Below are 11897 nucleotides of genomic sequence, written 5' to 3' on the forward strand. Positions count from 1 at the left end.
ACCGCAAGGTGACGGGCAAGAGGGTGCGCCCTGTCCTTCTCGTGACACTGCTGGGTACCGTCCTGGCCGTCCTGTGCCTGCTGTCACTCGCCCTGGGCGCGGCCAACGTCCCCCCGGACCAGGTGATCCGGGCCCTGTTCGGTGAGGCGCCGAGCCGCTTCGTGGACAACGTCGTCTGGTCGGCGCGCATGCCTCGCACCGCGCTCGGCCTCACAGCGGGCGCGGCCCTCGGGCTGGCCGGAGCGCTGATGCAGGCCCTCACCCGCAACCCGCTGGCCGATCCCGGCGTGCTCGGCGTCAGCGCCGGCGCCTCCTTCGCCATCGTGCTGGCCGTCGGCGTGCTCGGCATCAACTCGCTGTACGGATACGTGTGGTTCGCGTTCGGCGGGGCGCTGGTCGCCACGGTGGCCGTCTATCTGCTGGGCGGTCTCGGGCGGTCCGGGATGACCCCGGTGAAGCTGGCGCTCGCCGGGATCGCCGTCACCTCGATGCTGTGGTCGTTCACCCAGGCCATCGTGCTCACCGACGTGGACGCGCTCAACAAGTTCCGGTTCTGGTCCGCCGGATCGCTCGCGGACGCCGACGACGGCGTGGTGTGGCGGGTCCTGCCCTTCCTCGCCCTCGGCGCGGCACTGGCCCTGGCCTGCGCACCCGCCCTGAACAGCCTGGCCCTCGGCGACGACGTCGCGGCCTCGCTCGGTCGGCGCCTGGGCCTGGTCCGGCTCGCCGGCGTCGCCGCGATCACGCTGCTGACGGGGGCCGCGGTCGCCGTCATCGGTCCGGTCGTCTTCATCGGCCTGGTGGTCCCCCATGTCGCCCGCGTGCTCGCCCAGTCGGCGGGCATCGGCCCCGACCAGCGCTGGCTGCTGCCCCTTTCGGCGGTGCTCGCGCCCATCCTGCTGCTCTGCGCGGACATCCTCGGACGCCTCGTCGCACGGCCCACCGAGATCCAGGCGGGCGTGCTGGTCGCGTTCATCGGCGGCCCGTTCTTCATCGCGATGGTCCGTCGGCGCAATCTGGCGGAGGTGTGAGCGTGCCGAACACGAGTACCGCCCCGAAGTCCGCCACCGACTCCGGCCGTTCGGCCGGGGCCGCCCGGCTCCGCACCTACCGGCTGGCCCTGCCGCCCGTCTCCGGCGTCTTCCGCCCCCGGCTGGTCCTCCTGTGCGCGTTCCTCGGCGCGGGCACCTTCCTGCTGTTCTGCTGGGGCCTGACGACCGGCGACTACCCGATCGGCTTCACCGACGTCGTACGGGCCCTGGTCGGCTCCGGCGACCCCGGCACGGTCCTCGTGGTGGAGGAACTGCGCCTGCCCCGCGCCCTCGTCGGGCTGCTGGCGGGGATCGCCTTCGGGGTCTCGGGCGCGCTGTTCCAGACCATGACGCGCAATCCGCTGGCCAGCCCCGACATGATCGGCCTCACCCAGGGCGCCGGCACCGCCGTGGTCGCGGGCATCGTGCTCGGCTGGGACGGCGGCCTCGGCACCCAGGCCCTCGGACTGCTCGGCGCGCTGGTCACGGCCCTGACCGTCTACGCGCTGGCCTGGCGGCGCGGCACCACCGGCTACCGCATCATCCTGGTCGGCATCGGCGTGGCCTGGATCTGCACGAGCGCCACCGACTACCTCGTGGCCAAGGGCGGTCGCTTCCAGGCGCAGGCCGCCCTCGGCTGGCTCGTCGGCAACCTCAACGGCCGTACGTGGGAACAGGTCGGCCCGCTCGCCGTCGCGCTGGCCGTGCTGCTGCCGACGGCCCTGCTCCTCGGCCGGCTGCTGCGCACGCTCCAGCTCGGCGACGACGTGGCCACCGGCCTCGGTACCCGCGTACAGCCGGTACGCCTTGCCATCCTGCTCACCGGCGTCGGCCTGATCGCGTTCGCCACCGCGTCCGCGGGACCGGTGGCCTTCGTGGCGCTCGCCGCCCCGCAGATCGCGCAACGGCTGGCCCGTACGGCCTGGCCGCCCACCGTCGCCTCCGGACTGACCGGGGCGCTCGTGGTCCTCGGCGGCGACCTCATCGCCCGCACGCTCGTCTCCGGCACGGAACTGCCGGTCGGAATCGTCACCGGTGTGCTCGGCGCACCGGTCCTGCTCTGGTTGCTCGTCCGCGCCAACCGCGCGGGTTCAGGAGGTTGATCCCATGTCGGCTGATTCCCTGTCGACCGAACGCGTGCCGGACGGCTCCGTGCCCGCCGGCCCCGTGTCGACCCCCGACCCCGAGCTGCGGGCGAGCGGGCTGCGTCTGGCGTACGACAACCGGCTGGTGGTCGACGGTCTCGACCTGGCGATCCCGCCCGGCCGGATCACGGCCATCGTCGGCGCCAACGCGTGCGGCAAGTCCACGCTGTTGCGCGCCCTGGCCCGGCTGCTCGCGCCCAAGGAAGGGGCCGTCCACCTGGACGGCCGGGCCCTGCAGTCCATCCCGAGCAGGGAACTCGCCCAGCGGCTGGGCATCCTGCCGCAGAGCCCGGTCGCGCCCGAGGGGCTGACCGTCATGGACCTGGTCAACCGCGGGCGTTCCCCGCACCAGACCTGGTGGCGGCAGTGGTCGAAGGCGGACGAGCAAGCCGTGCACCAGGCCCTGGCCGCCACCAACATGACCGACCTGGCGGACCGGCCCGTCGACGAACTCTCCGGCGGCCAGCGGCAGCGTGCCTGGATCGCCATGGCGGTGGCCCAGGGCACGCCCGTGCTGCTGCTGGACGAGCCGACGACGTATCTCGACCTGGCCCACCAGATCGACGTCCTGGACCTGGTCACCGACCTCAACCGGCGCGAGAACCGCACCGTCGTGATGGTCCTCCACGACCTCAACCAGGCCTGCCGGTACGCCGATCACGTCGTCGCCATGAAGTCCGGGAAGATCGTCGCCGAGGGGAGCCCGGCCGAGGTCATCACCGCCGAGACCGTCGAGGACGTCTTCGACCTGACCTGCCGGATCACGCTGGACCCGGTCAGCCACACCCCCCTGGTCATCCCGATGGGCCGCCACCACGGGGCCCCGGCCCTGGAGCCGGCGCTGCCGACGGCGGACTGAGGAAACCCGGGACGCCCCGCGCTCCCGAAGGGGCGCGGGGAACCGTGTGCCCGGCCACGGCGCACCGGCAGACGAGGGAAGTACGACCGCTCAGCTCAGCCGCAGACGTCCCGGACGATCGTCGTGCCGGTTCCGACGCCGCCGAGCAGCCCGTCGAGCAGCGCGTGCGGTGCGCGCCCGTCGAGCACCCGGGCCATCTCCACGCCGCCCCTGACGGCTCTCAGGCATGCCTCCATCTTGGGCCCCATACCGCCGTTGAGCCCCGGCAGCAGCCGCTCCAGCTCCCCCGCGCCGATCCGGTCGACGACCCGCTCGCTCTGCGGCCAGTCGGCGTACAGACCCGGCACGTCGGTGAGGACGACCAGGGCCCGCGTCCCGAGCGCGGCGGCCAGCGCGCCGGCCGCCGTGTCCGCGTTGACGTTGTAGACCTGCCCGTCGTCGCCCCGGCCGACGGAGGAGACCACCGGGATGTGGCCGCTGTCCAGCAGGAGGCGGACGACGGCGGTGTTGACCCGCGCCACGTCCCCGACCAGCCCGATGTCCACGCGCTCACCGGCGACTTCGGCGTACCGCTTGACGGCCGTGAGCGTGTGCCCGTCCTCGCCGCTGAGGCCGACCGCGTGCGGCCCGTGCTCGTTCAGCAGTCCGACCAGATCCTTCTGGACCTTGCCGGACAGCACCATCCGTACGACCTCCATCGTCTCGGGCGTGGTGACCCGAAGCCCGTTCAGGAAGGCGGACTTGAGTCCCAGCCGGTCCAGGTGGGCGCCGATCTGCGGGCCGCCGCCGTGCACCACGACCGGCCTGACGCCCGCGCCGCGCAGGGTGAGCACGTCCTGGGCGAAGGCCCGCCGGAGCGTCTCGTCGGTCATCGCGTGGCCGCCGTACTTGACGACGACCGTGTGTCCGCGCAGGGGCTCCAGCGAGGCGAGACGGCCGGCGGGACCGGAGGAGGCGGCGGTCTCGGCCACTGCCGTGCCGCTCACGGACGGGCCGTGAGATAGCCGCCCATCGTGCGGAAGTAGTCGGTCGCGGCGTGCTCCGTCCCGTCCTCGGTGCGCACACGCCTGACGACCAACCCGCGCAGCCGTCCGCTCCTCGCCTCCGCTCCGGCGACGACGACCACGCCGTCGCCCTCCCGGATGAAGATCCGCCCCGGGGTGCCGCCGTAACAGCCCTTGGACACCGTGGACTCGACGATCCTGAGCCGCTGTCCGCGGTGGTGGGTGAAGGCGTTGGGATACGGGTCGCACTGGGCCCGTACGAGCCGCTCGATGTCCTCGGCCGGCCAGGTCCAGTCGATGCGGCTGTCCTCCAGGGACCGCTTGTGGAAGAAACTGGCCCGCTCCCGGTCCTGCGGTATCCACTGGGCGCGGCCCGAGGCGATGAGATCGAGCGACTCGTTGACGACCGGTGCGATCAGGTCGACCGTGCGGTGGAACAGGTCGGTGACGGTGTCGGCCGCGCCGACCGGCACGGCCCGCTGCAGCAGCACGTCACCGGCGTCCAGCTCGGCGTTCATCCGGTGCGCGGTGACACCGACCTCCCGCTCGCCGTTGATCAGTGCCCAGATCAGCGGGGAGAAGCCCGCGTACGCCGGGAGCAGCGAGTCGTGGATGTTGAGCGTGCCGTGGGGCGGGAGGCCGAAGACCTCCGGGGGCAGCACGGTCCGCCAGTTGTTCGCGACGATCAGGTCCGGAGCGGCGTCCTTCAGGGCGGCGAGGAGCTCGGGGTCGTCGGGCCGGTTGCGCAGCAGCACCGGCACGCCGTGCTTCTCGGCCAGGTCGGCCACCGAGTCGTCCCAGATCTTCTCGTACACGTGGTCGCTCTTGGGGTGGGTCACCGCCAACACCACCTCGTGGTCGGACTCCAGCAGAGCCTGAAGGGTGCGATGCCCCCAGGTCTGATAGCCGAACATGACGACCCGCATACTCGATCCTCCCTTAGAACACACCATTGCAAGGTAAGGCTAACCTTATTTAACATCAGTGGCGCCTAGGGGAAGGAAAAGTTGCGGTGAACGCACTGCACGACGAACCGGACGCCGTCCTTGACGTGCTCGGTATAGGGTTTGGGCCGTCAAATCTCGCACTGGCCATTGCGGTTGAGGAACACAACGCCCAAGCCGCTCCGGAGGACCGGATCCGCGCGGGATTCCTGGAGCGCCAGCCGTCGTTCGGCTGGCACCGGGGCATGCTCATCGAAGACGCCACGATGCAGGTGTCCTTTCTCAAGGACCTGGTCACCATGCGCAACCCGACCAGCGACTTCAGCTTCCTGTGCTTCCTGCGGGAGCGGGGCAGGATGGTGGACTTCCTCAACGCGAAGACGCTGTTCCCGCTGCGCATCGAGTTCCACGAGTACTTCGAGTGGGCCGCCGCCCGGGTGGCCCACCTCGTCGACTACTCCGACGAGGTCGTGTCCGTCGACCCGGTGACGGGACCGGACGGCGAGGTCCGCTGGCTGGACGTCGTCAGCCGCGTACCCGGCGCTCCCGAGCGGACCGTGACCCGGCGGGCCCGGAACATCTCGGTGGCCGTCGGCCTGGAGCCGCACCTGCCACCGGGCACGGACCTGTCGGACCACATCTGGCACAACAGCCAGCTCGTTCCGCGTGTCCGTGAGCTGAACGATTCCGGCAAGCCGGTGGGCCGTGTCCTGGTGCTGGGCGCGGGACAGAGCGGCGCCGAAGCGCTCGACTACCTGCACCGGTCCTTCCCCGAGGCGGAGATCTGCGCGATCTTCGCCAAGTACGGGTACACGCCCGCCGACGACAGCCCGTTCGCCAACCGGATCTTCGACCCGGAGGCCGTGGACGTCTACTTCCGGTCCACGCCGGAGGTGAAACAGTCCCTGGTCGACTACCACCGCAGCACCAACTACTCGGTTGTCGACATGGATCTCATCGAGTCGCTGTACGCGACGATGTACCGCGAGAAGGTCCAGGGGCGCGAGCGGCTGCTGCTGCGCAACGTGTCCCGCATCCGGGACGTGCGCAGCTTCGACGACCACCTGGAGGTCACCGTCGAGTACCTGCCCACCGGGGAACGGGAGGTGCTCTCCGCGGACCTGCTCGTGCACGCGACCGGCTACCGCCCCAGAGACATCGACAGCCTCCTGGGGAGAACGGCGAAACTCTGCCTGCGGGACGACAAGGACGCCGTGCGCGTGGGGCGCGACCACCGTGTCGAACTCACTCCCGACGTCTCGGCGGGCATCTATCTGCAGGGCGCGACCGAGCACACGCACGGGCTCACCTCGACCCTGCTGTCCACCACAGCCGTCCGGTCCGGCGAGATCCTCGAGTCCCTGCTCACGCACCGCGCGAACGACCTCGCCGTGCGCACCGGCTGAGGAGGCCGTCCGGACCGGGTGTGACGTCACGGATCCCCGTGCCGTCACACCCGCACGGGAGGCTCCGGCCCTATGCGCCCTCACTGGGCAATGACCAGCAACTTAGAGTAGCCTCACCTAAGTTTTCTTCGTCCGATCCCGGAGGGGTAGCGGGTGGGTCCTACATATCCGTCGGGGCGTGATGTCCTGCGGGAGTCGGTCAGAGAGCAACGCCGGGACGTCACCCTCGGCGCACTGCTCGCTTCCGGACACCAAGTCGGGGAAGCCCTGGTTCCGGTTCTGATCGGCGTGGTGATCGACCGGGCCGTCACCGGCTCCGACACCGGCGCCCTGTTCCTGTGGCTCGGCGTGCTCGCCTTGGTGTACGTCGCGCTGGCACTGTCCTTCCGCTTCGGCGCCTGGGCGGGCGACCGGTCGGCGGTCCGCTCCGAACACTCCCTGCGCATCGCCCTCGTACGCCGGGTGCTGCACCCCGGCGGCGGCGCCGAGGACGGCCGGCTGCCCGGCGCGCTCGCCAACACCGCGACCGAGGACGCCAAGCGGGTCGGCGGCGTCAACACCGCCGTGATGTACGGCATCGCATCCCTGGCCGGCATCCTCACCTGCGCCTTCGTCCTATTGCGCACCTCGGTCCTCCTCGGCCTGGTCGTCCTGCTGGGCACGCCCGTACTGCTGTGGCTCGGGCACCTGCTGAGCAAGCCCCTGGAGACCCGCAGCGAGGCCGAGCAGGAGCGCGCGGCACACGCCTCCGCCGTCGCCGCCGACCTGGTGGCCGGCCTGAGGATCCTCAAGGGCATCGGCGGCGAGTCGGCGGCCATCGCCCGCTACCGCACCACCAGCCGCGACTCCCTGCGGGCCACCTTGAAGGCCGCCCGCGCCCAGGCCTTCCAGAGCGGCATGGTGCTGTCCCTCACCGGCTGCCTGATCGCCGTCGTCGCCCTCGTCGGTGGACGGCTGGCCGCCGAAGGAAGCATCAGTCTGGGCCAGTTGGTGTCGGCGGTCGGCCTCGCGCTGTTCCTGGTAGGACCCCTCGAGGTGCTCGCCTGGGTCAACGCCGAGCTCGCCCAGGGCCGGGCCTCGGCCGGACGGGTCGCGGAGGTCCTGGCGACGCCGCACGGCGTCACGGCCGGCGACCGCGGCCTGCCCCAGCCGGTGCGCGGCGCACTGCGTCTGACGGGCGTCAGCCATGGCGGGCTGCGCGAGGTGGACCTGGACATCGCGCCCGGCGAACTGCTGGGCGTGGTCGCGACCGATCCCGCCCACGCCACCGACCTGCTGCGCTGCCTGGCACGGCAGGCCGACCCCGACACCGGCACGGTGGAACTGGACGGCGTGTCCCTGCGGGACCTCGACCCGGCCGAGATGCGTACGGCGCTGCTGGTCGCCGAGCACGACGCGGACCTCTTCGAGGGCACCGTCCGGAACAACGTCACGGCCGCCGCCCCCGCTTCGGGCGACCCCGAACCCGCCATGACGGCGGCCGGGGTGGCCCAGGTCGTGCAGACCCTGCCCGAGGGCGAGGACACGGCGGTCAGTGAGCGCGGCCGCTCGCTCTCCGGCGGCCAGCGCCAACGGGTCGCCCTCGCCCGCGCGTTGGCGGCCGACCGGCCCGTCCTGGTGGTGCACGATCCGACCACGGCGGTCGACGCGGTGACCGAGGCCGGCATCGCTGCCGGTCTTCGCGAGGTCCGCAAGGGCCGCACCACGGTCCTCGTGACCACCAGCCCGGCACTGCTCTCCGTGACCGACCGGGTGGTGCTGCTCGACGACGGCCGGGTCACCGACACGGCCCCCCACGCCGACCTGATAGCCCGTCACGAGACCTACCGAGCAGCGGTGCTGGCATGAGCGACATCTCCCACGAGCGGACACCGGACACCCCGGCCGAGCGGCACGAGGCCCCCGGCCGTGAGCTGCTGCCCACCGCGACACAGGCCCGCACCCGGGCCGCCGTACGCGAACTGGTGCGCCCGCACCGCCGCCTGGCACTCGGCGGCTTCGCCATGATGGTCGTGGCCACCGCCGTCGGCCTGCTGGTGCAGCCGCTGCTGGGCCGCATCGTGGACCTGGTCGCCGACCACCGCCCGCCGGGAAGCATCACCCTGCCGGTCGTCCTGCTGGTCCTGGTCGCCCTCGCACAGGGCGCGGCGACCGTGGCGGGCCTGTCACTGGTGTCCCGGCTCGGCGAGACCGTACTGGCGCAGCTGCGCGAGCGGTTCGTGGAGAAGGCGCTGCGACTGCCCCTGGAACAGGTGGAGAAGGCCGGGGCCGGTGACCTCACCGCGCGGGTCACCCGGGACGTCTCGGTGGTGGGCGAGGCGGTGCGCGGCGCCCTGCCCGAACTGGCCCGGTCCCTGCTGGCCATCGCGCTGACGCTGGTCGCGATGGCCGCGCTGGACTGGCGGTTCTTCCTCGCGGCGCTCGTCGCGGTGCCCGTCCAGGCCTCCACCGCCCGCTGGTACGTACGCAACGCCGTGCCGCTCTACGCCGAGCAGCGCATCGCCACCGGGGCCCAGCAGCAGCAGCTGCTGGACACCATCGCGGGCGCCGGTACCGTACGGGCGTTCCGGCTGGAGGAGGAGCACACCGCGCGGGTGACCCGGCGTTCGTCGGCGGCGGTCGAGCTGACGCTGCGCGGCGTCCGGCTGGTGCTGAACTTCTACAACCGGCTGCACGTGGCCGAGTACGCGGGACTCGCGGCCGTTCTCGTCACCGGGTTCCTGCTGGTGCGGGGCGGGTCCGTGTCCATCGGCACCGCGACCGCGGCCGCCCTCTACTTCCACAGCCTGTTCACGCCGGTGAACTCGGCCCTCGTACTCCTCGACGACGCGCAGTCCGCGACCGCCGCGCTCGCCCGGCTGGTCGGGGTCGCCGACCAGCCGGTGCCCGAGCCGGCGCGGCCGGCCCCGGAGTCCGGTGCGCGGACGGCGTCGGGCGGCAGCGTCACCGTGACCGGCGTCCACCACGCGTACGAAACGGGCCGCCCCGTCCTGAACGACGTGGACCTCACGCTCCGGGCGGGTGAGCGGGTGGCCCTGGTCGGTGTGAGCGGAGCGGGCAAGACCACGCTGGCCAAGCTCATCGCGGGGGTGCACCGGCCGACGTCCGGCTCGATACGGGTGACGGGCGGCGCCGGGACGCCCGGGGACCGCCTGCCGGTCGCGCTGGTCACCCAGGAGACGCATGTGTTCGCCGGACCTCTGGCGGACGATCTGCGGCTCGCGCGGGCCGACGCCACGGACGACGAACTGCGCACCGCGCTGGCCGCGGTGGACGCCCTCGACTGGGCCGTTGCCCTGCCGGACGGCCTGGACACGGTCGTCGGCGACGGCGGACACCGCCTCACCTCGGCACAGGTCCAGCAACTCGCCCTGGCACGCCTGGTGCTGGCGGATCCGCCGGTGGCCGTGCTGGACGAGGCGACGGCCGAGGCCGGCAGCACGGGAGCCCGCCTCCTGGAGCAGGCGGCGGACCGGGCGGTCGAGGGCCGCACCGCGCTGGTCGTCGCGCACCGCCTCACGCAGGCCGCCACCGCGGACCGGATCGTCGTCATGGACGCCGGCCGGATCGTGGAGAGCGGCACCCACGACGAACTGTGCGCGGCGGCCGGCCCCTACGCCTCCCTGTGGGAGGCGTGGTCCGGCACCCGCACCACGGCCGACCAGACCCCCACGCACGATCACAGCCCTGACACCACCACCGTGAAGGACCACTGATGCCCGGCTCCTCCAGAGGCGCACGCCTCGTCGCGGCGCTCGCCTCCGCGCTCCTCCTGTTCACCACCGCAGCGGCCTGCGGCTCCGAGGACGACTCCGACGCCGCGACGCCGGACAAGCCCGCGGCCACCGGCAGCGCCTTCCCGGTGACCCTCGCCCACAAGTACGGCAGCACCACCGTCAAGTCCGAGCCGAAGCGGATCGTCACGGTCGGACTGACCGACCAGGACGCCGTCCTCGCCCTCGGCAAGGTGCCCGTCGGGACCACCGAGTGGCTCGGCGGCTACAAGGGCGCCATCGGCCCCTGGGCCGCCGACAAGCTGGGCAGCGCGAAGGCCCCGACCGTACTCAAGGACACCGGCACGGGTCCGCAGACGGAGAAGATCGCAGCGCTCCGGCCGGACCTGATCCTCGCGGTCTACGGCGGCCTGACCAAGGACCAGTACACGACCCTGTCGAAGTTCGCCCCGGTGGTGGCCCAGCCGAAGGAGTTCAACGACTTCGGTGTCCCGTGGCAGCAGCAGACCGAGATCATCGGCAAGGCGCTCGGCCAGGAGTCCAAGGCGAAGAGCCTGGTGAAGGGCGTCGAAACCGACTTCGCGACGGCGGCCAAGGCCAATCCGAAGTTCGCCGGGTCGACGGGCGTGATGGCCACTCCGTACGAGGGGACCTTCGTCTTCGGCAGCCAGGACTCGCGCTCGCGCGTGCTCACGGACCTCGGTTTCAAGCTGCCGAAGGACCTGGACAAGGTCATCGGTGACGAGTTCGGTGCCAACATCAGCAAGGAGCGCACCGACCTGCTGGACACCGATGCCATCGTGTGGATCGTCACCGATACGGCGAAGGACGAGGCCAAGCTCCACAAGAACGCGCTCTACGCGGACCTGGACGTGGCGAAGCAGGGGCGTGAGGTCTTCGTCAAGGAGTCCAGCGACTACGGCAACTCCGTCTCGTTCGTCTCTGTCCTGAGCCTGCCGTACATGCTGGAGCGTCTGGTTCCCCAGCTGGCCGCGGCCGTCGACGGCGACACCGCCACGAAGGTGACCGAGCCGACCTCCTGAGGCGCGTCCCCGCGGTTGCGGCGGGGACCAGCGGATACAAGGGCCGGGGTCACGGAGGAACCGTGACCCCGTACTCCGTTGTGTCGGGCGACACGCTCGCGACACCAGACGCTGAAAGTATGATCAACCAATGTCTGACATGACCGAAACCACGCCCGGCTGGCTGACTCACGACGAACTGGAGCAGGCGCGCGCCCGCATGCCGATCCTGTACGTCGAGGCCGTGCCCGTGCGCGTCGACGACAACGGCGAAGTCACCCGCATCGGACTGCTGCTCCGCATGGGGTCGGGCGGGGCGGTCAGCCGTGCGCTCGTCTCCGGCCGGGTGCTCCATCACGAGCGGGTGCGGGACGCCCTGCTGCGTCACCTGGAGAAGGACCTCGGGCCGGTGGCGCTGCCCCGGGTCCCGACCTCGCTGCAGCCCTTCACCGTCGCCGAGTACTTCCCGACCCTCGGGGCCACGCCGTTCCACGACCCGCGCCAGCACGCGGTGTCCCTCGCCTACATCGTCCCGGTGACCGGCGACTGCCGCCCCCGCCAGGACGCCCTGGACCTGGTCTGGTTCAGTCCCGAGGAGGCATCGTCGCCCATGGTCCTGAACGAGATGCCGGGCGGCCACGGCGCACTGCTCAAGCAGGCACTCGCGCATGTGGGCTGCCTGTCCTGAGCCTGGCACGGACCGCGGCCGGGCGGGCCACAGCCGCGGACGGCCGTCGGCCCGGCTGCCGCGG

General features: G+C 71.9%; 10 protein-coding genes. 8 read left to right on the forward strand and 2 right to left on the reverse strand.

The window, feature by feature from the left end; genetic code table 11:
* Window positions 1–8: 8 nt before the first annotated feature.
* From O1Q96_RS31305 to O1Q96_RS31315, 3 genes are all read left to right on the forward strand, one after another.
* A complete protein-coding gene (locus O1Q96_RS31305; RefSeq protein WP_419586977.1) occupies window positions 9–1031 on the forward strand; it encodes a FecCD family ABC transporter permease in 1023 nt (340 codons plus the stop codon).
* A 2-nt stretch (window positions 1032–1033) separates the two neighbouring features.
* The gene (locus O1Q96_RS31310) at window positions 1034–2134 is read left to right on the forward strand and encodes a FecCD family ABC transporter permease (protein WP_419586978.1); all 1101 of its coding nucleotides are present in this window, start codon (window positions 1034–1036) and stop codon (window positions 2132–2134) included.
* 64 nt (window positions 2135–2198) lie between these two features.
* Window positions 2199–3035 (forward strand): ABC transporter ATP-binding protein, encoded by an 837-nt coding sequence (locus O1Q96_RS31315; protein WP_269253794.1) that lies wholly within the window; start codon window positions 2199–2201, stop codon window positions 3033–3035.
* Between the two features lie 95 nt (window positions 3036–3130).
* Here O1Q96_RS31315 and argB read toward each other — a convergent pair whose 3' ends face one another.
* A complete protein-coding gene (gene argB / locus O1Q96_RS31320) occupies window positions 3131–3958 on the reverse strand; it encodes an acetylglutamate kinase (protein WP_269253795.1) in 828 nt (275 codons plus the stop codon).
* Between the two features lie 59 nt (window positions 3959–4017).
* Complete coding sequence (locus O1Q96_RS31325) at window positions 4018–4965, reverse strand: methionyl-tRNA formyltransferase (protein WP_269251358.1); 948 nt, start codon at window positions 4963–4965, stop codon at window positions 4018–4020.
* Between the two features lie 86 nt (window positions 4966–5051).
* Between O1Q96_RS31325 and O1Q96_RS31330 the strand changes: the two genes are divergently transcribed.
* The 5 genes from O1Q96_RS31330 to O1Q96_RS31350 all read left to right on the forward strand — a co-directional run bounded on the left by O1Q96_RS31330 (window position 5052) and on the right by O1Q96_RS31350 (window position 11833).
* A complete protein-coding gene (locus O1Q96_RS31330) occupies window positions 5052–6389 on the forward strand; it encodes a lysine N(6)-hydroxylase/L-ornithine N(5)-oxygenase family protein (protein ID WP_269251359.1) in 1338 nt (445 codons plus the stop codon).
* A gap of 153 nt (window positions 6390–6542) precedes the next feature.
* Complete coding sequence (locus O1Q96_RS31335) at window positions 6543–8237, forward strand: ABC transporter ATP-binding protein (protein ID WP_269251360.1); 1695 nt, start codon at window positions 6543–6545, stop codon at window positions 8235–8237.
* Window positions 8234–10105 (forward strand): ABC transporter ATP-binding protein, encoded by a 1872-nt coding sequence (locus O1Q96_RS31340; RefSeq protein WP_269251361.1) that lies wholly within the window; start codon window positions 8234–8236, stop codon window positions 10103–10105. The genes O1Q96_RS31335 and O1Q96_RS31340 overlap by 4 nt, the downstream gene beginning before the upstream one ends.
* On the forward strand, window positions 10105–11166 hold the full coding sequence (locus O1Q96_RS31345) for an iron-siderophore ABC transporter substrate-binding protein (protein WP_269251362.1): 1062 nt from the start codon (window positions 10105–10107) through the stop codon (window positions 11164–11166). The genes O1Q96_RS31340 and O1Q96_RS31345 overlap by 1 nt, the downstream gene beginning before the upstream one ends.
* 139 nt (window positions 11167–11305) lie before the next feature.
* Window positions 11306–11833, forward strand: coding sequence for an NUDIX hydrolase family protein (locus tag O1Q96_RS31350; RefSeq protein WP_269253796.1), 528 nt, complete (start codon window positions 11306–11308; stop codon window positions 11831–11833).
* The last annotated feature ends 64 nt before the right edge of the window (window positions 11834–11897 follow it).

It is taken from the genome of Streptomyces aurantiacus (assembly GCF_027107535.1).
Taxonomy (GTDB): Bacteria; Actinomycetota; Actinomycetes; order Streptomycetales; family Streptomycetaceae; genus Streptomyces.